Annotated in this window: 21 protein-coding genes and 2 tRNA genes; 12 read left to right on the top strand and 11 right to left on the bottom strand. The window is 70.3% G+C overall.

Features of this window, described 5'->3' with window-relative positions; translation table 11 throughout:
* The first annotated feature begins 1 nt into the window (after position 1).
* Positions 2–1471: a PrgI family protein gene (locus G7070_RS01610; protein WP_026926266.1), complete on the top strand. Its 1470-nt coding sequence runs from the start codon at positions 2–4 to the stop codon at positions 1469–1471.
* A 2-nt stretch (positions 1472–1473) separates the two neighbouring features.
* Here the strand turns inward: G7070_RS01610 and G7070_RS01605 are convergent, their stop codons facing one another.
* Positions 1474–2535: a CHAT domain-containing protein gene (locus G7070_RS01605; protein ID WP_026926265.1), complete on the bottom strand. Its 1062-nt coding sequence runs from the start codon at positions 2533–2535 to the stop codon at positions 1474–1476.
* Between the two features lie 115 nt (positions 2536–2650).
* Here G7070_RS01605 and G7070_RS01600 point away from each other — a divergent pair, with 115 nt between their 5' ends.
* The 8 genes from G7070_RS01600 (at position 2651) to G7070_RS01565 (ending at position 10443) form a co-directional block, all read left to right on the top strand.
* Entirely contained in the window at positions 2651–3481 is an 831-nt protein-coding gene (locus G7070_RS01600; protein ID WP_026926264.1) for a hypothetical protein, read from the top strand.
* Positions 3478–4962: an ATP-binding protein gene (locus G7070_RS01595; RefSeq protein ID WP_026926263.1), complete on the top strand. Its 1485-nt coding sequence runs from the start codon at positions 3478–3480 to the stop codon at positions 4960–4962. Before G7070_RS01600 ends, G7070_RS01595 begins: the two co-directional genes overlap by 4 nt.
* Positions 4959–5507, top strand: coding sequence for a hypothetical protein (locus G7070_RS01590; protein WP_026926262.1), 549 nt, complete (start codon positions 4959–4961; stop codon positions 5505–5507). The genes G7070_RS01595 and G7070_RS01590 overlap by 4 nt, the downstream gene beginning before the upstream one ends.
* Complete coding sequence (locus G7070_RS01585) at positions 5504–7282, top strand: type IV secretory system conjugative DNA transfer family protein (protein ID WP_026926261.1); 1779 nt, start codon at positions 5504–5506, stop codon at positions 7280–7282. Before G7070_RS01590 ends, G7070_RS01585 begins: the two co-directional genes overlap by 4 nt.
* Before the next feature lie 82 nt (positions 7283–7364).
* Complete coding sequence (locus tag G7070_RS01580; RefSeq protein ID WP_026926260.1) at positions 7365–7802, top strand: single-stranded DNA-binding protein; 438 nt, start codon at positions 7365–7367, stop codon at positions 7800–7802.
* Between the two features lie 11 nt (positions 7803–7813).
* A complete protein-coding gene (locus tag G7070_RS01575) occupies positions 7814–8377 on the top strand; it encodes a hypothetical protein (protein ID WP_431977914.1) in 564 nt (187 codons plus the stop codon).
* A gap of 3 nt (positions 8378–8380) precedes the next feature.
* Positions 8381–8587, top strand: coding sequence for a hypothetical protein (locus G7070_RS01570; protein ID WP_026926258.1), 207 nt, complete (start codon positions 8381–8383; stop codon positions 8585–8587).
* Positions 8588–8763: 176 nt separating this feature from the next.
* Positions 8764–10443 carry a recombinase family protein gene (locus G7070_RS01565; protein ID WP_026926257.1) on the top strand — a complete coding sequence of 560 codons (1680 nt, stop codon included), beginning with the start codon at positions 8764–8766 and terminating at the stop codon, positions 10441–10443.
* Here the strand turns inward: G7070_RS01565 and G7070_RS01560 are convergent.
* The 3 genes from G7070_RS01560 to orn form a co-directional block, all read right to left on the bottom strand.
* A tRNA-His gene (locus G7070_RS01560) sits at positions 10436–10511 on the bottom strand. The two genes, G7070_RS01565 and G7070_RS01560, sit on opposite strands and share 8 nt — an antisense overlap.
* Positions 10512–10582: 71 nt before the next feature.
* A complete protein-coding gene (locus G7070_RS01555) occupies positions 10583–10939 on the bottom strand; it encodes a LysM peptidoglycan-binding domain-containing protein (protein WP_166231456.1) in 357 nt (118 codons plus the stop codon).
* Between the two features lie 111 nt (positions 10940–11050).
* Positions 11051–11701: an oligoribonuclease gene (orn, locus tag G7070_RS01550; protein WP_206080059.1), complete on the bottom strand. Its 651-nt coding sequence runs from the start codon at positions 11699–11701 to the stop codon at positions 11051–11053.
* Positions 11702–11782: 81 nt separating this feature from the next.
* Between orn and ppk2 the strand changes: the two genes are divergently transcribed.
* Positions 11783–12718: a polyphosphate kinase 2 gene (ppk2, locus tag G7070_RS01545; protein ID WP_166231451.1), complete on the top strand. Its 936-nt coding sequence runs from the start codon at positions 11783–11785 to the stop codon at positions 12716–12718.
* A gap of 96 nt (positions 12719–12814) precedes the next feature.
* On the opposite strand, the gene G7070_RS01540 is transcribed toward ppk2, so the two are convergent.
* Together G7070_RS01540 and G7070_RS01535 are read right to left on the bottom strand one after the other, a co-directional pair.
* The gene (locus G7070_RS01540; protein WP_166231448.1) at positions 12815–13585 is read right to left on the bottom strand and encodes a class I SAM-dependent methyltransferase; all 771 of its coding nucleotides are present in this window, start codon (positions 13583–13585) and stop codon (positions 12815–12817) included.
* A 115-nt stretch (positions 13586–13700) separates the two neighbouring features.
* Positions 13701–14900: an MFS transporter gene (locus G7070_RS01535; RefSeq protein WP_246227215.1), complete on the bottom strand. Its 1200-nt coding sequence runs from the start codon at positions 14898–14900 to the stop codon at positions 13701–13703.
* 77 nt (positions 14901–14977) lie between these two features.
* Here G7070_RS01535 and G7070_RS01530 point away from each other — a divergent pair.
* A tRNA-Arg gene (locus G7070_RS01530) sits at positions 14978–15050 on the top strand.
* Positions 15051–15225: 175 nt separating this feature from the next.
* Positions 15226–16524: an ABC transporter substrate-binding protein gene (locus G7070_RS01525; protein ID WP_166231445.1), complete on the top strand. Its 1299-nt coding sequence runs from the start codon at positions 15226–15228 to the stop codon at positions 16522–16524.
* Between the two features lie 44 nt (positions 16525–16568).
* On the opposite strand, the gene G7070_RS19375 is transcribed toward G7070_RS01525, so the two are convergent.
* Genes G7070_RS19375 through G7070_RS01505 form a run of 5 tightly spaced genes read right to left on the bottom strand, consistent with a single transcriptional unit; the run spans position 16569 to position 21481 of the window.
* A complete protein-coding gene (locus G7070_RS19375; RefSeq protein ID WP_284690953.1) occupies positions 16569–16694 on the bottom strand; it encodes a hypothetical protein in 126 nt (41 codons plus the stop codon).
* Positions 16673–18040: a dihydroorotase gene (locus tag G7070_RS01520; RefSeq protein WP_246227214.1), complete on the bottom strand. Its 1368-nt coding sequence runs from the start codon at positions 18038–18040 to the stop codon at positions 16673–16675. The genes G7070_RS19375 and G7070_RS01520 overlap by 22 nt, the downstream gene beginning before the upstream one ends.
* Positions 18040–19470: an MmgE/PrpD family protein gene (locus G7070_RS01515; protein ID WP_166231442.1), complete on the bottom strand. Its 1431-nt coding sequence runs from the start codon at positions 19468–19470 to the stop codon at positions 18040–18042. The genes G7070_RS01520 and G7070_RS01515 overlap by 1 nt, the downstream gene beginning before the upstream one ends.
* Positions 19467–20285: a cyclase family protein gene (locus G7070_RS01510; protein WP_166231439.1), complete on the bottom strand. Its 819-nt coding sequence runs from the start codon at positions 20283–20285 to the stop codon at positions 19467–19469. Before G7070_RS01510 ends, G7070_RS01515 begins: the two co-directional genes overlap by 4 nt.
* A complete protein-coding gene (locus tag G7070_RS01505) occupies positions 20282–21481 on the bottom strand; it encodes a CaiB/BaiF CoA transferase family protein (protein ID WP_166231436.1) in 1200 nt (399 codons plus the stop codon). The genes G7070_RS01510 and G7070_RS01505 overlap by 4 nt, the downstream gene beginning before the upstream one ends.
* Position 21482: the final 1 nt, after the last annotated feature.

Here is a 21482-nt window from a genome sequence, read left to right as displayed (position 1 = left end):
GATGAGCAGCACGAACCAGGACCGGCCCACTGCGGGTGAACTCGTGCCGGTGAAGTTCTCCCGCCTCACCCGCCGCGGCGTCCTCCTCGGCCTGTCGCTGACCCAGCTCATCACACTCGCCATCGGCGGAGCCACACTCATCGGCGCGTTCTACGCCGGAGGTGGGATGCTGCTCGCCTACAGTGCCCCGATCTGGGTACTCGCCGCCGCGCTGACTTGGATACCGATCGCGGGCCGGCCGATCGTGGAGTGGCTGCCCATCGCCTGCTGGTGGCTGTGGCGTACCACCGGCGGACAACTGCTGTACCGGCGCAGGATCGTCGTCCCGCGCCCCGTCGGCACCCTCGCACTGCCCGGCGACATGGCGCGACTGCGCGAGTACACCGACCCCGACACCGGAGCGGGGATGATCCACGACCCCCACGCCGCCACGTTGACCGTGGTGTGCGAGGTCACCCATCCCGCGTTCGTGCTCCTCGATCCCGGCGAGCAGGAACGCCGCGTCAGCTCCTGGGGCCGGGTGCTGGCCACCGTCTGCCGCTCCGGGCGGATCGCGACTCTTCAGGTCTTGGAGCGGACTCTGCCGGACTCCGGCACCGGACTGGCCGAATGGTGGGCCACCCACGGCACCCCGGACGGATCATGGGCGGCCGACACCTACGCAGAACTCATCGACCGTGCCGGACCCGCCGGCGAACGCCACGCCACCACCCTCTCGCTGTCACTGGACATGAAGACCAGCGCTCGGCAGATCAGGACCGCGGGCGCCGGGATGCGCGGTGCTGCCGCCGTGCTGCGCCAAGAGATGAACACTCTCATCGCGGCGCTTCGCTCCGCCGACCTCTCGCCGTCGGGATGGCTGACACCAGGGCACATCGCGGTGATGCTGCGTTCCGCCTACGACCCAGCGATCGCCGCCACGCTGGAACGGCACGGCAGGCTCGGCCAGTCCCTCGCGACCGCAGGGCCGGTTGCGGTCACCGAGACCTGGGGCAAGCTGCGCACCGACTCCGCCCACCACGCGGTGCTCTGGGTCAGCGAGTGGCCCAGGTCGCTCGTCTATCCGGGATTCCTGTCGCCCGTGCTGCTGTCCACCGGCATCCAGCGGTCGTTCTCGCTGATCTGCACCCCGATGCGCTCCGATGCCGCTGCTCGCGACATCCGCAGGAAGAAGGTCGAGCACATCTCCGACCAGGCCCAGCGCGCGAAGATCGGCCAGATCGAGGACGCCTCGCAGACCGCCGAGTATCACGACGTGCTCCAGCAAGAAGCCGACCTCACCGCCGGCCACGGCATCCTCCGCTACACCGGCCTCATCGCCGTCTCTGCGCCCACCGGCGAAGAGCTCGATGCCGCCGTCGCCGCGATCGAGCAGGCCGCGATCCAAGCCTCCTGTGAGACGCGGCTGCTCGTCGGCCAGCAAGCCGCCGCCTTCACCGCCGCCGCGCTCCCGCTCTGCCGGCGGGTCTGAGTTCAGCCTTCAGGGCTGACGAGGATCGTGGCTGATGGATCGACATCGGGTGCCCAAGCAAGGGTCGGCAGGTCAGCGCTTTCCAGTCCCGCGAGTTCGAGCGCAGCCTGTCCCGACAGATGCGAAGAGATGATGGACTGCCCGTTTGCGACTGCCGCGTAGAACTGTGCGGCGTAGTTGATCGCATCGGCGTCTTCGATGCTGTCGGCCATCCCGATCGCGAACGGCACGACTCGAGCCACCAGGTCGTCGATCTGGGCTGCGGAGCGACACGAGTTCAGCAGGACGAGGAGCGGAGGATCGTCGGTTGCGCTGATCGCGCGTGCGAAGGCTAGCGCCGTCACGATCACTCCCTCGTGGGGTTCGTCTGCTTCATCCTCAAAGACGATCAGGTCGTCGTTGCTGTGGCCCGAGAAGTGGACCACGTGAGGACGGAACTTCGTGATGCCGTCCAGTAGGTCAGCCGTAGTTGCTGCTGGCCGCACATCGAGTTCGATCTGGTCACGGTGCAAAGCCGACTCGACCGCTGCCCGGATGCGCTTCTGCTCCCTTCCAACGCGGAGGTCACCTTCGGCCGAAGCACCCAGCATGAGCACTCGGAGCTTCTCCGGCTTGGGCGCTGGGAGCTGACGCAGCGCGTGACTGACGGCTACCTCGGCACCGCTGATCCGCGATTCAAGCTGGGCACGTTCAGCCGCCGCCCGCCGGTCGGCACGCTGCTGCTCGCTCTTTCGGCGTCTCTCGGCGGCATCGGCCTCCGACTGTTCGGCACGGGAGAGCTTGGTCTGTAGCGCGGCCTCGTCCTTCGCGTAGCCGGCTGCCCGGGTCTGCCAGCGGCTGGCCTCCTTGCCCGCAGTCTCCGCTTCCTTCTCGCGGCGCTCGGCGTCCCGCAACTTGCTGCTGCGGGTGGAACTGCTCGTCGTCTTTGCGGCAGCCTGCCGCGCCTTGGCGGCATCGGCTCGCTTCGAGGACTCCTTCGACCGGTACTCACCCGCCTTCTTGTCCGCGTCGATCCGCTGTTTGCGCTTGCGGTCAAGCTGTCCTCGGTACTGACTTGCGCTCACTCTGTCGGGCTCCTGCCTCGTTTGCCCTCGTGTCATCTACAACGCTAGGCCGCACCACCGACATTTTCCGTTCGCTGGTGCGCACCTCCCCGTCATACGGCACCAGGAGGTCACCATGCCTACGTTCTTCGATTCGACTGCCGACGCCGCCGAGGCGTCCGAAGCCTTGCGCGGCCTCGCGCACGCGAGCCGGGGCTTCGATCAGCCCGCCGAGATGTACGGGGTGATCGGTGATCTGTCCTCGGGCATGCGCTCGCTGCGGCAGGCGCTCGACCAGATCGCCGATGTTCACGAGCGCAAGGCCGCGCACGCGTTCAACGACGCCGGAAGCCACGAGGCAGGCGTGCGGGAGGCGCTCGCTGCTGCGGAAGAGTTGCGTCAGGCCGCGAACCTCGTCGACCGGGCCCACGACCGGCTCGCGGAAGGCTTCATCGCCGCGGGGCGGATCGCCTGGCACCCCGAGCCCGCCGTCGAGGAGGTCATGCCGTCGCGGTGGGTCAGCGTGGTGTTCCTCCAGGGCGAGGAGGCCGACCGGCCGTTGCACATCCTGGGCGAGCTGGGACACGTGGATGCGGTGGACTTCCTCGCGCAGTGGGACTACGGCGACGAGACCACGCAGGCCGCGCTGGAGAACGGGTATGTCTACGACAAGCCCGGCGAGGGCACCAACGATCGGGTTGCGCTCTCGGGCGACTACGCGCTGGTCGTCAACCCGCATATCGGCTACGTCTCGCTGCTGCGCCGCTACACCGAACCAGAGGCCGAGCCCCAGGATGCCGAGCTGGTCGAACCGGCTCCGGTGCAGCCGGGGCCGGAGCTTCTGGTGTCGTACTCGTCGCCGGGCGCTCCGAAGCGAGCCGACCCGCCGACCCCGAAGCGGGATGGGTCGTGGTTCGAGCCGGCCAAGATCACGGCGGTCAAGCAGTCGCGGGGGCTGGTGCGGTGACCGAGGATCGCGCGCGGCTGCATACCGCTGTCCTGGTGGCACCGTCGAAGGAGCGGCGGAAGCTCCGCAAGCAGCGCCGCAAGGCCGAGGCCCGACTCCACGCCGAGCAGCGAAGGACCGCGCTCGCCGCCGCGAAGGCAAAGGCCGAGGAGGAGCGTGCCGAGCGCCGCGCGACGGTCTACCTGCCGAAGGCAGGCGAGTCCGGCGCTGCGCGGCTGCGCACTCCGGGCCGGTTCCATCTGACGCGGCATCAGGACACGTCGGCGACGCTGGCGGGTGCGTACCCGTTCGTCGCCGAGGGCGGTCTCGGCGCCGATGGCGTGTTCGTCGGCCAAGACCTCTACTCGGGCGGGAGTTTCGTCTACGACCCGTGGGTGCTCTACGCACGCGGCATCATCACCGCACCCAACGTGGTGCTGGCCGGGATCGTCGGCTCCGGCAAGTCATCGCTGGCCAAGTCCCTCTACACGCGCTCGCTACCGTTCGGACGGCGCGTATACGTGCCCGGCGACCCGAAGGGCGAACACACCGCCGTCGCCAACGCCGTCGGTGGACGTGCCATCGTCCTCGGTCACGGACTCAACACTCGCCTGAATCCGCTCGATGAAGGCCACCGGCCCAGCGGTCTCTCGGATGAGCAATGGGCGTCCACTGTCGCAGCCCGACGGCGTGACCTGATCGGCGCACTCGCGGAGACCGTGCTCGCGCGGGGATTGTCGCCGTTGGAGCACACCGCGATCGACATCGCCCTGACCCAGACCGTGCGGGAGAACGATGTGCCGATCCTGCCGATGGTCGTTGACCGCATCCTCGCCCCGAGCGCGGATGCCGACGGCCGGTTGGCCGAGGACGGCAGGCTCGTCGGCCACGCGCTGCGCCGTCTCGTGGCCGGCGACCTGGCCGGACTGTTCGACGGGCCTTCGACGGTCGCGTTCGACCCGTCGCTGCCGATGATCTCGCTCGACCTCTCGCGCGTCACCGAGAACTCGACGCTCATTTCGGTGTTGATGACGTGCTCGTCGGCGTGGATGGAGTCCGCGCTGCTCGACCCGAACGGTGGACAGCGGTGGGTGATCTACGACGAGGCCTGGCGGCTCATGTCCCATCCAGCGCTGCTGCGGCGGATGGATGCGCACTGGCGACTCGCGCGGCACTACGGGATCGCGAACATGCTGATCTTCCACAAGCTCACCGACCTCGACAACGTGGGCGACCAAGGCTCAGCCATGCGCTCCCTGGCGAACTCACTACTCGCGAACGCGGAAACGCGGATCGTGTACCGGCAGGAGTCCGACCAGCTCGGACCGACCGCGACCGCCCTCGGTCTGACCGGCACGGAGCAGCAGCTCTTGCCGAACCTTGGCGTCGGCCAAGGGCTGTGGCGGATCAAGGCCAGGAGCTTCGTCTGCCAGCACCAACTCCACCCCGACGAACTCGCCCTGTTCGACACCAGCAGCCGCGCCGCAGGAGGACACCGATGAACCTCACCGGCCCGCGCCGATCCACCCCGAACGAAGACGATGCCACGGCTCCCGTCGAGCTGCCGCACGTCCTCGTCACCGTCGCTGCAGACGGCACCCTCACCGCCACGGTCGATGGAACACCGTTCGCGTCGCCGGACGCGGGCGACTGGACGCGCGCGACGTTCGGGCCGCTCATGGATGCCATCACCAACGACCGCACCATCGCAGTCCGAGTCGAGGTGCGCGAGAACGACGGCAGCGTCTTCACCGACATCCTCCGCACCCGCAAACCCCGACGCGCAGTCGCACCGTCCGAGACCCCTGCGCCGGAAACTCGTCGAAGTCGCCACGCCCGACGGGTGCCGCGCTTGGCTGAGGTCACCGCGGGCGGGTTCGTGCCTGGCGAGGATGTCGCTGTCGCGACGATCGTCTCCCACACCGACGCTACCGGGACCGGCGAAGCCCGGACGCTCATCGACCTCGACGACCTACCCGACGGCACACACGAGGTGATCCTGTTCGGGCGCATCTCGGGCACGCTCGCGGTGCGGCGGCTGACATGAACCAGCGGCAGGCCGGGGGCATGGGCGACGAACTCACCAATGCCGCCCTCATTGGGCTGATCGGCATGTTCGGGATCGCCCTCGTTCTCCGCGCCGGTGGCAGTGTCGCCGCGTTCCTCACCGGCACACCCCAGCCAGACGCCGGCGCAGCGGCGGGACTCGCCGTGCTGTTCAACCCCGGCGACCCGGCAACCGCGCTCGGTGCCGACGGTCTCAACCCGGTCGCCTACTGGCTCGTCAGCGCGGCACTGCTCGGCGGACTCGCCACCGGGATCGTCTGGGTGTGGATCGTGCTGCGCCGCCACACGCGGAAGACCGAGACCGACCCGCACCGCCTTGCCGGGATCGCGACCAGCCATGAAGTCAAGACCGCAGCATCCGCGAAGGCACTGCTGCACCGCGCGGCCACACTGCGCCCCTCCTTGGAATCACCAGCCCCGCAGGATGTCGGCTACCTCCTCGGTGCCAGTCGCGGGACGGAGGTCTGGGCATCTGTCGAAGACTCGATCCTGCTGATCGGCCCACCCCGCTCAGGCAAGGGCCTACATGTCGTCATCAACGCGATCCTCGACGCACCCGGAGCGGTCGTCACCACCAGCACCAGGCCCGACAACCTCACCGCGACCCTCCGCGCCCGACGCCGCAGGGGCGGACCGGTCGCGGTGTTCGACCCGCAACACCTCGCCGAAGGCATCCCCGCCGGGCTGCGCTGGTCGCCCATTCGCGGCTGTGACGATCCGCTGACCGCGATGATCCGCGCTAACGGCCTCGCAGCCGCCACAGGACTCAGCGCCGGAGGGGTCGAGTCCGGCGGGTTCTGGGAAGGCAAAACCCGCACCGCACTCCAAAGCCTGCTGCATGCCGCCGCGCTCGACGGCCGCCAGCCAGCCGAGCTGTTCAGATGGACCCTCGACCCCAGCGCCGCGTCCGAAGCCGTCGCCATCCTCAACTCACACCCGAACGCGGCGATGGGCTGGGACGACTCCCTGGCCGCGATGATCGACGCCGACCCCAAGACCCGCGACAGCATCTGGCAAGGCGTCTCCCTCGCACTGGCCGCACTGGCCGACCCGCGCGTGCTCGATGCCGTCACGCCAGGCCCGCACGAGCACTTCGACCCCGAGACCTTCCTCACCGAACAAGGCACCCTGTACCTGCTCGCCACCGGAGCAGGAGCAGGAGCCTCGGCATCGCTGGTCGCGGCGTTCGTCGAAGACCTCATCGAAACCGCCCGCCGACTTGCCGCCCGCTCGCCCGGAGCACGGCTCGACCCGCCGCTACTGCTCGCGCTCGACGAGATCGGGAATCTCGCACCGCTGCCGTCACTGCCGACGCTCATGGCCGAAGGCGGTGGCACCGGGATCACGACCATGCCGGTCTTGCAGTCCCTCGCACAGGCTCGCGACAGGTGGAGTGAACACCAGGCCGGCGCGATCTGGGACGCTAGCATCGTCAAGATCATCCTCGGCGGCGCATCCAACAGCCGCGACCTCCAAGACCTCTCCACGCTCATCGGAGAGCGCGACGAGTACACCGACAGCGTGACACTCGGCGACCACGGCACCCGCTCCAACCAGCGCTCGATCCGCCGCGTCCCGATCCTGCCGCCAGACCGCATCCGCACCCTGCCATTCGGCACCGGCATTGCGATGCTGCGCTCCGCGCCGCCCATCGTCACCGACCTCCGCGCCTGGCCGACTCGCCCCGATGCCGCGCAACTCCGCAGCGACCGCGACGAACTCGAAACACTGCTGCGCCACCGCCCCGTCACCTGACGCTGCGTCTGGGTGCCGAAGCGCACCTGCCTGACACAGCGGCCACACACGGCTGGTCGCCCGAGTTCAGGAGGACGCCATCATGGCCATTCGTACCCACCAGTCCATCTCCGGCTTTGTCGCCTCGGACCCGCAGCTCAGCTACACCGACCGCGGCGACGCACGGCTCTACATGAAGGTCGGCATCGAGCATTACCGCAAGGAGCCCGACAACTCCTTCACGCAACTGGAGACGACGTTCCACGACCTCATTGCGTATCGCGGTGCTGCCGAGCAGGGAGCCGAGCGGCTCGCCAAGGGCGACAACATCATCGCCGACGGACGGGTGCGCGACTACTCCTACGAGCGCAACGGCCAGCGGTACGAGGGCGAGGAGTTCATCGCGACGCGCATCGGACACGACCTCGCCCGCACCCGCTACGAGGTGGATCGCAGCGAACGCACTTCCGGCCGAGACGCCGCGGCGTTCACCGGACCTCAGCAGGCCGCGCCGTCCACCGCGGCTGCCATCGGAATGTGAGCGATCCCGCCATGAGCGATCAGTTCCACCCTGAGCACGACGACATGCCACCCGAGGCAGGTCTCGCGTCCCCGCGTTTCGACGTGCCCGAGCCGCCGCATCCGGTCAACTGGAATCTGCTGACCGCCAACGATCTCGAAGCCGAGTTGCTCGAACTGAACCGTTGGGTGGACTGGCTTCGCCACACCTACGGACTTCCGGCCAGCGTCGTTCCGCCCTACTGGCACCGTCACCCCGAGCTCCTCTGGGAACTGTCGGCGCTGCACCTGCACTGGCTGTGCGCATACGACCCCGAGCAGAATGGGTCGGCACCGCTCGGCTGGCACCGCGACTTCGCCGATGCCCGTGCCCGCCTTCGTGATTGGGTGTCGGCCTGCGGTACGCGGCTCGACCGAGACCGCCCGACTCGCCAGACGAGCTGGCCCGGTGAAGACCCCACTCAGCCCATCGAGGACTCACCGATCACGGATCGCGACGAAGACTTCGCTCGGTTCGTGATCGACATGGTGGATGCGCGCCAGGAAGCAGAGGATGCCTTCTTCGCGGGCATCGACCCGGAGACGGGCGAGGTGTGAATCGTGGCGCGCCGCTATGAACGGAAGACCGGGCAGCGTCAACAGAGCGAGCGCGAGCTGACGATCCGCGCCGAGTTCCACGAGCCGCCCGACCTGGACAAGCTCTGCGAGCTGCTGATCCGCCTGGCGCTCCAACAGTCGGGAGCGTGCCGTTCGGAGGGATCGACGCGACCGAAGCGCCCTCGTGCCTCCGCGAGCGCGTCGTCGTAGAATGGAGGCATCCGTCGCGGATGGCGGATGTTGTGGTCCTAGCGCTTCGCCGCCACGGCGAGGCAAAGTAAACGTGGCCGACTCGGCCTAGTCCTACAGCCTTCGGGCTCTTCTCACGATCAACATCCGCTCTCACAAGTCCGCGTCGGCAGGACCAGTGACTGTGGAGAAGAGCCATGACGATCATCGACGCGGACCGAACCGCGATAGACAGCCTCGTAGCGCCCACCCCGTTCCCCGGATCATTCGCCGTCTCCTACCTACGGGTCTCCACGAAGGAGCAGGCGGAGAAGGGCGGCCAGGCGGAGGGCTTCTCGATCCCGGCCCAGCGCGAGGCGAACCAGCGCAAGGCCGACCAGCTCGGAGCAACGATCATCGAGGAGTTCGTCGACGCGGGCGAGTCCGCGCGCAAGGCCGACCGGCCCGAACTGATGCGGATGATCCAGTACGTCGCGAAGCACAAGACGAACTACTGCATCGTCCACAAGGTCGACCGGCTCGCCCGCAACCGAGCCGACGACGTGACCATCCACCTCGCCCTCAAGGACGCCGGCGTCACGCTGGTGTCGGCCACGGAGAACATCGACGAGACCCCGTCCGGGATGCTGCTGCACGGCATCATGTCCTCGATCGCGGAGTTCTACTCCCGCAACCTCGCCACCGAGGTCGTCAAGGGTCTGTCGCAGAAGGCCGCGCAGGGCGGCACCGTGACGAAGGCACCCATCGGCTACCGCAACGTCGGCGTGCGCGACGAGTTCGGGCGGGAAGTACGCACCGTCGAGATCGACGAGGAGCGAGCCCCGTTGGTGCGGTGGGCGTTCCAGGTGTTCGCATCCGGCGACTGGACGACGAGCCAGCTTCACCAGGAGCTCGTAGCGCGCGGGCTCACGACAGCGGCGTCGCCGCGGCGACCGTCCCGACCCATCGGGAAGTCGTCGGTGCATCGGATGCTGACGAACCCGTACTACAAGGGCAGCGTCCGCTACCAGGGCGTGACCTATGCCGGAGCGCACGAGGCCATCGTCCCCAACGAGGTGTGGGACCAGGTGCAGACCGTGCTCGGCACGCACCGCTCGGCAGCAGATGCAACGCAAGTCCACGAGCACTACTTGAAGGGGACGGTGTTCTGCGGCCAGTGCGGCTCGCGGCTACTGGTGTGCAACGCCAAGAGCAGCCAGGGCACGATCTACCCGTACTTCGTGTGCGCGAGCAGGCATGGTGGCAGAGGCGACTGCACCCGGCAGGCGATGCTCATCGAGCAGGTCGAACGGCTCATCGAGCGCTTCTATGCCAAGGTGCAGCTCGATCCCGAGACGACGCAGGCGGTCTCGGCGATGATCCATGCCCGGTTCGACGAGATGATGGCCGAAGGAGCCGCCGAACTTGCCGACCTCGCGTCCCGGAGAACCCAACTCGAAGGCGAGCAGCAGAAGTTGCTGCAAGCCCACTACGCCGGAGCCATCCCGCTCGACCTGCTCAAGAAGGAGCAGGACCGGATCACCGCGTCGTTGGAGACCATCGAGCACCGGATCACCGCTCACCACGGCCACTATGCCGACGCGCGGGCGAACCTCGACGACTCGCTGAAACTGCTGTCCAACGCAGCCGACCTCTACGAGCACGCCGACGACGCGAACCGCCGACTGTGCAACCAAGCACTGTTCAGGGCGATCTACATCGACGAGGACAACGACGTGCGCGTCGGCTACCGGAACCCGTATGACGGACTGAGCCTCTCCGGCCTCCACGCCGACGCCCTGAGCTGGGCCGCCGAGGCGAAGAAAATGGGCCAGGCGCGAACCGCGACCAAGGGTGGCCCCTTGGTCGCAAGTTCACACCTGACCCGTTTGGGGTGAGTAACGGGACTCGAACCCGCGACATCCTGGACCACAACCAGGTGCTCTACCAGCTGAGCTATACCCACCATCGCTGCGGACAGCGAAGATCAGCATAGCGGCTGGCGGCACCGACGTGAAATCCGGAGGGTCTGCCGAATCAGCGACCGCGGGCCACGCCCTGGGCCGGGATGATCAGCTTCTGGCCCACGTAGATCAGGTTGACGTCGTCGAGCTTGTTGACGGCGGCGATGTCGACCCAGCGCTTGCCGAACCGGGCGGCGAGTTCGGAGACGGTGTCGCCGGCGACGACGATGTACTCCTTGTCCACGTTGGGATCCGCCAGCTCGATGGTCTGCCCGATCTGGATGAGATCGGGGTTGCTGATGGCGTTCCAGCTCAGCAGGTCATCGAGTGTGACGCCGTACTGCTGCGCGATCTTGCCCAGCGTGTCGCCGGCGGCGACGACGTGGCTGATGGGCGCGGGGAGCGGGGCTGCGGTGCCGGGCTCGGTCATGCGGGACTCCTTCGTGAAAATGTGGCGCCGAGCCGGTTGAGTCGATCCAACCGCCTCGGTGGCATCACAGTAGGGGGTCACCACACGGCGTCGATGACGACCCGCCGCACCTCAGATCTCGGCCGCCTCGGTGCGGGTTTCCACGGGCGCCGGAGCCTTCGGATGGCGGTTCCCCGTGAGGGCGCCCTGGTGCTTGCGAGCGAGGGTGCGCAGCGCGGCTGCGTCCGGTCCGGGGGAGGCGACGAAGACGGCCTCGCGGTAGTAACGCAGTTCCTCGATCGATTCCTGGATGTCGGCCAGCGCGCGGTGGTTGCCCGACTTCGTGGGGGAGTTGAAGTAGGCGCGGCTGAACCAGCGGTGCGCCAGTTCCTTGATCGTGCTGACGTCGATGTTGCGGTAGTGCAGGTGACCCTCGAGCGTGGGCATGTCGCGGGCGAGGAACGCCCGGTCGGTGCCGACCGTGTTGCCCGCCAGCGGCACCTTGCGCTCCTCGGGGACCCACTCCCGGACGTAGGCGAGCACCTGCGCCTCGGCGTCCTCCAGCGTGGTGCCGGACTCCAGTGCGTCGAGGAGGCCGGAGTTGGTGTGCATCTGCCGGACGAAGTCGCCCATCGCCTCGAGCGTGGCGGCCGGCGGCTTGATGAGGACGTCCACGCCCTCGCCGAGCACGTTGAGCTCGCCGTCGGTCACCAGCGCCGCCACCTCGATCAGCGCGTCGGCGCCCAGGTCGAGTCCGGTCATTTCGCAGTCGATCCACACCATTCGGTCATTCACGCGTCCACTGTAGGACGCCTGGGGTTGTTAGGCTGGGAACGATCCCGCAGCCGCCAGCCCAGGAGTGCCATGGACCCGAACAACCTCCAGGAGATTCTCGAGGAAGGCCCTGGCCAGCGCGAGAATCTGCGGCAGTTCATCGACAAGCTCGTGAACGAGGGCTACTCCGTCGGTGACGCGGAGGGCCCGGATCCGATGCTGATCGATCCGGGCGGCCGTGCGGTGGAGACCTGGCGCGAGGACTACCCCTACGACACCCTGCTCACCCGCGACGAGTACGAGGCGGAGAAGTACAAGCTGCAGGTCGAACTGCTCAAGCTGCAGTACTGGAGCCAGGACAACGACATCCGGCACATCATCCTGTTCGAGGGCCGGGACGCCGCGGGCAAGGGCGGCACCATCAAGCGGTTCACCGAGCACCTCAACCCGCGGGCGGCCCGCGTCGTGGCGCTGACCAAGCCCACCACCAAGGAACTCGGGCAGTGGTACTTCCAGCGCTACATCGAGCATTTCCCGACCTTCGGCGAGATCGTGCTGTTCGATCGGTCCTGGTACAACCGCGCCGGCGTCGAACGGGTGATGGGGTTCTGCACGGACGCCCAATACGAGACGTTCATGAAGCAGGCCCCGGAGTTCGAGCGGATGATCGTCGACGCCGGGATCCACCTCACCAAGTTCTGGTTCTCGGTCACCCAGCGTGAGCAGCGCACCCGGTTCGCGATCCGGCAGATCGACCCGGTGCGCCGGTGGAAGCTCTCCCCGATGGATCTCGAGTCCCTGGACCGGTGGGAGGACTACACCGCCGCCAAGGAGGCGATGTTCGAGCGCACCGACACCGACCACGCGCCCTGGATCACGATCCGCTCCAACGACAAGAAGCGGGCCCGCCTCAACGCGATGCGGGCGTTCTTGAACCAGTTCGACTACGAGGGACGCGACGACTCGGTCGTCCTGCAACCCGACCCGCAGATCGTCTCCCGCGGCATCGACACCGTCGGCGACTGACGCCGCCGCGTCCCGGGAGCGATCCCGCCGGCCGGACCCCGGGCCTCATGGCCCGGCCGGACGGACGCCGCCCCGCGCGGGCACCCGGGGGCGCCCCTAGACGACGCCGCGGGCGGCGCGGGCGGTCGCCGACAGGGTGAAGGGGCCGCGCGGCCCGCCGAGTTCGGCGTGCATCGCGGCGCGCACCCGCTCGCGGTCGTCCGGGTCCAGGGTGGCGAGATAGCCGCCGGCAGGCCCCACGCCCGCCTGGAAGCTGGACCACAGTTCGTCGAAGTCCTCGTAGCGCGACGACACGGTCAGCTTGGTCTCGGTGAGGGCGTGCATCCCCGCCGCGCGGAACAGCTCCACGATCTCGCCCGGACGCCCGAACCGGAGCCGGCGGGCCTCGTCGGGGGCGTCGGGGTGGACGCGCAGGGCGGCCTCCCAGAAGGCGCGGAGCAGCTGCATGCCCGAGGCGAGGTCCCACACGCAGGCCGCCACCACGCCGCCGGGATGCGTCACCCGGACGAACTCGGCGGCGGCGCGCGCCGGATCGGTCACGAAGTGCAGCACCAGCTGCGAGGCCGTCACGTCGAACGCGTCGTCGGGGAAGGGACACTCCTCGGCCGGCGCCTGCCGCACCTCGACGGCGGGCTGGCGGGCGCGGCAGGCTGCGACGAAGGCGGGGGTCGGGTCGCAGGCGAACACGTTGGCAGCGCCCGTCCGGTGCACCGCCTCGGTGGTGAGCGCGCCCGGGCCGCACCCCACGTCCAGGACGCGCACGCCCGGCGCCATCCCGGCGAAGTCGGCGAACGGCGGGGCGAGCGCCTCGGAGTAGCGACCCATGAACCGGTCGTAGGCCTCCGCGCCGGAACGGAAATCCTTCATCCCTGCCACGTCCATGGCGATCACCTCGGGAAGTGTGGAAGGCCTCAGTATGCGCCGCCGGCGGGGCGGCGTCCATAGTGTGACTAGCGGAAACGCGGGATTCTGGGCGTGCGGGTCAGATCCCGGGGTCGCTCGGGTCGGGACGCGGCGGGGTGGCCCAGTGCCACAGCCAGGCGCCCCCGACCCAGCCGATCGCCGCCACGGCGAGGGCGGCGACCGAGAGGGACGCCACGGCCGCGAGCGCGCTGATCATCACCGGGCCCAGCGCACCGCCGACGCCGGTGGTGAGCCGCCAGCCCGCCAGGAACTGCGTCCGACCGACGGCGGGGGAGGCGTCCGACCCGAGCGTCATGACGACGCCGGCGCTGATGCCGTTGCCCAGCCCCAACCCCACGGCCACCGCCCCGAGCCCGATCGCGGTGGCGCTGAGGGGCAGCAGGCCGAAGCAGGTGCCCATGATGAGCATGGCGGGCACGGCGACGGCGCGGCGTCCGAGGCGGTCCATCAGGGAGCCGCCCAGGTAGAACAGCGTGAGGTCGACGAAGGAACTGGCCGCGAAGATGAGGCTGGTCTGCGCGGCGTCCAGGCCGATCGAGGACGCCCACAGCGGCAGGAGCGCGTCCCGCGACGTGCGCACCAGCGTGAGCGCGGCGGCGCCGAGGCCGACGGTGAGGAAGACGCCCGCGTGGTCGCGCAGCACGGCGCCGGTGCGCACCGGCAGCGTCCCGGGCGGGGCCTCGCGCTCGACGTCGGGCAGGTAGGCGCTGATGACCGCGGCCGCCAGCGAGGTGACGATCGCCAGCCAGTAGGCGGCCCGCAGGCCCCCGAGCGTCACGACGCCGGCACCGACCAGGGGGCCGACGAAGGAGCCGATCCGGAAGACGCCGCCCAGCGTCGACAGCGCGCGGGCCCGGTGGGTGTAGGGCACGAACTCGGTGACGAAGGACTGCCGGGCGATCGTGACGACCGCCTCGGACACGCCCAGCAGGAACACCGCGGCGCCCAGCGCCCACACGTTGTTCGCGAAGGCCGCCATCGCCATGCAGCCGGCGTCCACCACGAGCGAGACGACCAGCGCGCGCCGCTCCCCGAGTCGGTCGGCGATGATCCCCGCCGGCAGGGCGCCCACCAGCGCGCCGATGCCGAGGAGCGCGACGATGAGCGCCGACTCGGCCAGCGATGCGCCCAGATCCAGCGCCGTGATCGCGATGAGCGGGGTGACCGCCCCGAACCCGACCAGCGCGAGCGTGGTGGGCAGGTAGACCGACACGGCGAGCATGCGCCAGTGGCCCCCACTCATCCCGCTGTCCGTCACGTCCCGCGAACCTACACCCGGACGCCGTCCGTCCCGCGGCGGCGTCGCCTGACGGTCGGGCCCTACAATCGTGGCTGGCCCCCGTAGCTCAGGGGATAGAGCAGCGGCCTTCTAATCCGATGGTCCCAGGTTCGAATCCTGGCGGGGGCGCCCACCGGTGGGGTGCGCAGCAGTGGAGCGGCGACGCCGACGCGTTGCGCACCTCCACCCGGCGCCCGCCCCGATCGCGGTGCGCTCCGACCTGGCAACCCCTTGTCCCCGCCGGACCACGCTCACTACAGTCCAGAATGTTAGCGCTAACGTGATCGATCACTAGGAGGAGTCAATGACGATTTCGCGCAGGGGACTGCTGATGGCGGCCGGTGCGATGGGTGCGTGGGGGCTGGCCGGATGCTCGGCCCCGGGGCCGGCCGCGACCGGGGGCGCGACCGGTTCGGGACCGACCGAACTGCGCTTCAGCTGGTGGGGCAACGACTCGCGCCACAAGCTGTACCGGCAGGCGCTGGACGCGTACAAGACCAAGCACCCGAACGTGGCCGTGACGGCCGAGCCGACCGACTGGGCGGGCTACTGGGATCGGCTCGCCACCCAGACGGCCGGCAAGGCGATCCCCGACGTCATCCAGCAGGTGGATCCGTACATCATCGAGTACGGCAGCCGCGGGACGCTGGCCGACCTGTCCACCTACTCCTCGATCATCGATCTCACCCAGTTCGCCGCGCCCGTCCTGGCGGCGAGCACCGTCAAGGACAAGGTCGTGGGGATCCCCGTGGGCCTGCAGGCGCCGGGGATCTGGGCGAACACGAAGGTCTTCGAGCAGGTGGGGGTGCCGCTCCCCGACGACGAGTCCTGGTCGTGGGACGACTTCTCCGAGCTCACCGCACAGATCTCGGGCACCACCGGCCAGCAGGTGCACGGCACCTCGCAGCTGAGCCTCGACGAGCAGACCTTCACCGTCTTCTGCCGCCAGCGCGGCCAGAACATCTGGGGCGAGGGCGGCCTGGGCTTCACCCCCGAGACGCTCACCGACTGGTGGGGCTACGTGCTCCGGCTGATGGACACGGGGGCGTCGCTCAACGCCCAGCAGTCGGTCGAGGCGCAGGCGCAGCCGATGGAACAGAGCCCGCTGGTCACCGGCCGGACGGCGCTGTCCTTCGGCTGGGCCAGCACGATCGGGCTGGCGGAGAAGGCCGCGGGTTCGCCGCTGAAGCTGCTGCGCATGCCGGGGGAGGCGCAGACCTCGACGAAGGGCGTGTACGCCAAGCCGTCCATGCACATCTCGGTGTCGGCGACCAGCCGGAACGGGGAGGAGGCGGCGCGGCTCGCTGACTACCTAATCAACTCGCCCGAGGTGGGCGAGATCCTGCTGATCGACCGCGGCATCCCGGCGAGCGCCGCCGTGCTGGACGCGGTGATGCCGCACCTGAGCGCCACCGACCAGGCCTCGGTCCGCTACGCCGAGCGGGCGGCCAAGGAGATGACCCCCTTCCCGGTGCCGCCCCAGGGTGCCTCGGCTCTTCAGACGGCCTTCCCGCGCTACACCCAGGACGTGCTGTTCAAGTCCAAGGCCCCGGCGGACGCGGCCCGGGGGCTCATCGACGAGGTGAAGGCCGCGCTGCGCTGACGCGACCGGGGGCGGGGCGACGCGCCCGGCCCCCGGCGACCTCCTCAGTCGGCGGCCACCGCGGTCGGACGCCGCAGGTAGCGGCCCTGCGGGGCGTCCTGCACGGCGCCGTCGGCCAGGACGCGGCGGCCGCGCAGGAACGTGTCGGTCACCTTCGCGGTGAGGTGCACCCCTCCAGGGGGCTGTACTCCTGGCTGGAGAAGGAGTCCTCGGCGCGGATCGTCCACGGGCTGGCGTCGTCGACCACCGCGAAGTCGGCATCGCGCCCGACCTCGATGGCGCCCTTGGTCACCAGGCCGAACCGGGCCGCCGGGTTCGTGGCGGTCAGTTCGGCGACGCGCCCCAGCGGCAGGCCGCGCCGGACGCCCTCGCTGACGAGGGCCGGCAGCAGGTACTCGGTGCCCCCGAAGCCCGACTTCGCGAGGAACACGTCGTCGCGGGGGTCGCCGAACTTCATCTCGTCGCGGCAGCACGCGTGGTCGCTGCACACCCAGTCGACGTCCCCGGCCAGCACGGCCTCCCAGAGCGCCTCGACGTCGTCCGCCGGACGCAGCGGCGGGTTGACCTTGCCGGCCACGCCCGTCGCGGTGTCGCACGACGCCATCAGGTGGGCGATCGTCACCTCGCGGCGGAACGCCACCTCGTCGAAGGTGGTGCGCATCCGCAGGGCGGCGTCCATGGCCTTGCGGGAGGTGAGGTGCAGCAGGTTGATGGTGGGCAGTTCGGTCTCGTGCGCCAGGTAGGACGCGATCGTCACCGCGAGCCCCTCCGAGTGCGGGGGCCGTGAGTCGGAGTAGGCGGGGAGCCCGGTCCGGGTCGGGTCGCCCTCCACGATCTTGGTGTAGGCCGTCATGATCTCGGCGGTCTCGCAGTGCAGGGACAGGCTGATCGCGTCGGCCAGGTCCGGACGCGCCCGGCGCGCCTCCTGGACGCCGCGCATGACGAACTCGAAGTGCGCGAGGTCGTAGCGCTCGTCGTCGGGGATCATGAGGAAGTCCGACTGGCTCGAGGAACGGCCGTGCAGGCCGTGGCTGCCGTAGAACATGAAGATCTTGAACGACGTGACGCCGAACCGCTCGATCAGTTCGGGGATCTCGTCGATGTGCTGCCGGCTCATGGGCGCGAGGTGGAACGCGTAGTCGCAGTGCGCCCGCCCCTCGCACGCCTTCAGGACGCTGGGGAAGAAGTCCAGGTAGGAGCCGCCGCGGTTGAGGTAGTACTGCCCGGTCCGCATGTAGCTCACCGCCGTCGTCACACCGCCCTGCAGGCACGCCCGGCTCTCGGAGTCGGCGTCGGCCTCGAGCGGGTTGTAGATCCCCCAGTGCTGGTGGGCGTCGACCACGCCGGGGAACAGCAGCCGGCCGCCGAGGTCGATCGTGGACGCGGCCGGCTCGTCCGCGGGCACCCCGATCGCACTGATGCGGCCGTCGCGGACGGCGACGGTCGTCGGGACCGGGTCCGCGGCCCCGGGCAGCAGCGCGCGGACGTTGGTCAGGAGCAGGTCGTGCTCGGTCATCAGGAGCCTCCAGGATGCGTGGTGCCGGTCAGGGTCGACGCCAACACGGCGTCGAGGGATGCTTCGGTGTCCAGGGCCAGGCAGCGCTCGCCCAGCGTCCGGGCCGCGGGCGCGTCGAGGACCGCGGCGGCGTTGCCGAGGAACTTCTCGAGCAGTTCGTCGGCGCTCAGGGGTCGCTGCGGCCCGCCCCGGTTGGCCTCGACGAAGACGCTGCGGGTGGCGCCGTCGGCCAGCGTCACGGTGACGCGGGCGGGGAACTGGTGGGGGAAGATCGCGTCGCACGCGGCGTCCGGCTCGACGTCGGTGCGGGCCATGAGCGCGCGGCGCGCGGGGTCGGCGGCCAGCGCGTCGGAGAAGTCCTCGCGCGCCACCCCCAGCCCGCCGCCGCCGAACAGCCCGGCGGCGAACGCGTACGGTCCGGAGAACTGCGCCTGGTAGCCGGTGGCGGGGGCGCGTTTGGCGTCCAGGGGTTGGCCGATGGTGCGGATCACCGCGGCGGGGACGCCCAGCCGCACGTGGGCCACGTCGTCGGGGGTGATCCCCTGCGCGCGGAACGCGAGGCCGGCGTCGATGAGGGCGTGGGTGAAGTGGTTGCTGGGGTAGGGCTTGAAGAAGATGCCCGGGACGGCCCATTCGGTGCCCAGCCCGTCGGTGACCTCCTCGAGGTGGCCGGGGCCGTGCAGGAAGGCCTCGAAGAACCCGAACCGGCCCTCCAGGACGGTCGGCGGACCCGTGAACCCGTGGCGGGCGAGCTCGGCGGCCGACACGCCCGCCTGGGCGGCCCACCCGCAGTGCAGTCGCTTGACGGTGCCGCCGGTCCGGTTGGCCTCGATGACCCCGCCGGCCATCGAAGCGGCCAGCCCGAGCGCGTCCGCGACGCCGTCGGCGTCCGCGCCGGCCAGCAGCGCGGCGGCGACGGCGGCGCCCAGCGTCCCGCAGATCGAGGTGGCGTGCTGCCCGTGTTCGAAGAAGATCGAGTTCCCGAGTTCGCGGTCGTAGCCGGCCATCCCGGTGCGCACCACGACCTCGATCCCGACCGCGGCCGCGCGGACGGCCTGTTCGCCGCTGCGGCCGTGCGCCTGGGCGGCGGCCAGCGCCGCCGGGACCACCGAGGGGCTGGGGTGCAGCACCGAGGGCAGGTGCGTGTCGTCGAAGTCGAGCGAGTGCGCCAGGACGCCGTTGACGAAGGCCGCCTGCGGGGCGGCGAGGCCGGTTCCCAGGCCGACCGCGGTGCAGGGCCCCGACGTGTGCTGCGCCACCGCGAACCCGTGCGCCTGCCGCGACGTGTCGAGCGTCGTGGCGGCCAGGCACAGCCCCACGACGTCCAGGACGCGCTCGCGGGTGCTCCGGGCGACGTCCTGGGGGATCCCTTCGGTGTACGCCGCCACGGCGAAGTCGGCCAGGCGTCGGCTCAGCGTGTCGGTGGTCACGGCTCGAGCACCGCCAGCGGGCGCACGGGGGCGCCGGTGGCGCCCACCAGGTTGAGCGGGGCGAACGCGAACACGAACCGGTGCACGCCCCGCGCCGCCAGCTCCTCCAGGTCGAGGGCCTCCATCAGGTAGACGCCGTGCTCGACCAGCAGGACGCGGTGCGCGGGCAGCAGCCCGTGCCCGGCCCCGGGCGCGAGCCGCTCGAACGCGATCGTGTCCGCGCCGACGGCGAGCGGGGCGTGCGCCGCGAGCCACCGGGCGCCCGCCTCCCCGACGCCGGGGACGCCGGAGTCGCGCCCCACGTAGGTGGCCGGGTCGGCGTCGTCGAAATGCCGCCCCCAGCCGCTGCGGACCAGCAGCACCCGCGCGGTGCCCGGGTCGACGCCCTGGGCGCGGGCGGTCGCGTCCAGGTCCTCGGGGGTGATCTCGTAGCCGGCGGGCAGCCCGTCGGGCGCGCCCAGCGCGGCGGCGACGTCCAGCAGGATGCCGGTCGTGACCATCGGTGGGATGGTGTGGGCGCCGAGCGTCATGAAGCGGCCGCCGACGCACTCCTCGGTGGCGTCGAGCCCGCCGTGGAGCAGCCCGTCGTGCGAGACGTGCGCCAGCGCGTCCACGTGGGTGCCCACGTGGGTGCCCAGCACGATCATGTCGTTGGCCGCCGAGCCGCCGTCGGCGCGCACCATGTCGCCGTGCCGCCGCGGCAGCGCGTGCCAGTAGGGCGGATGGTTGGGGGACTGCGGCATGCCGATCCGGTAGGGGCGTCCGAGGTCGACGACCTCGACGCCGCCGGCCACGATGTCGAACAACGAGGTCATGCGACCACCCCCTGCTCCTTGAGGGCGGCGACCCGGTCGGTCGCGTAGCCCAGTTCGGCGAGCACCGCGTCGGTGTCGGCGCCCAGGTCCCGGCCGGTGAACCGGATCGCGCCCGGCGTCTCCGACATCCGCCACATCACGTTGTGCATCGCGAGCGGCCCCAGGTCGGCGTCGGGCACGCGCGTGACCATCTCCAGTGCCCGGACCTGCGGGTCGGCGAGGATCCCGGACGCCGAGTACACGGGGGCGATGGCCGCGCCGGTGTCGGCGAAGGCGGCCAGCACCTCGTCCAGCGGGCGCGCGGCGATCCAGCCGGCGACCGCGGCGTCCAGTTCGTCGCCGTGCTCGACCCGCCCGCGCCCGGTGGCGAACCAGGGCTCGGCCACGACGTCGGGGCGGCCGACCAGCGTCATGACGCGTTCGGCGATGCTCTGGGCGCTGGTCGACACGGCCACCCACGCGCCGTCGGCGGTCTCGTAGGTGTTGCGGGGGGCGTTGTTGTGCGACCGGTTGCCGTGCCGGCGCCCCTCGACGCCCAACTGGTCGTAGACGGTGGGGCCCGGGCCGACCGCGGTGAGGATCGGCTCGAGCAGCGACAGGTCGACGACCTGGCCCCGGGCGGTGCCGCGCTGGCGGGCCAGCAGGGCCATCACCGCCGCGGAGGACGCCGCGATCCCGCAGATCGAGTCCGCCAGCCCGAACGCCGGCAGCGTCGGGGGGCCGTCGGCCTCGCCGGTCAGGTGGGCGAACCCGCTCATCGCCTCGGCGAGCGTTCCGAAGCCGGCGCGGCCCGCGTAGGGTCCCGCCTGGCCGAAGCCCGAGATGCGGACGATCACCAGGTCGGGGTTGACGTCGAGCAGGACCTCAGGGCCCAGCCCCCAGCGCTCCAGCGTCCCGGGCCGGAAGCTCTCGACCAGCACGTCGGCGTCCGCGGCCAGGGCCAGCAGCACCTCCCGGCCCTCCGCCACGGAGATGTCGAGCCCGACGGTCCGCTTGTTGCGGGAGATCTCCTTCCACCACAGCGGGTGGCCGTCCTTCTGCTCCCCGTGGCCGCGCATCGCGTCGCCGCGGCGCGGATGCTCGATCTTGACCACGTCGGCGCCGTAGTCGCCGAGGATCTGGCAGCACAGCGGCCCCGCCAGGATCGTGGCGAGGTCGAGGACGCGGAAGCCGGTCAGGGGCCCGTCGGCGGCCATG

It is taken from the genome of Propioniciclava coleopterorum, from assembly GCF_011393335.1.
In the GTDB taxonomy this organism is placed as follows: Bacteria; Actinomycetota; Actinomycetes; order Propionibacteriales; family Propionibacteriaceae; genus Propioniciclava; species Propioniciclava coleopterorum.
Note: the sequence above shows the minus strand (reverse complement) of the source record. Positions and strands in the feature narration are given on the sequence as shown.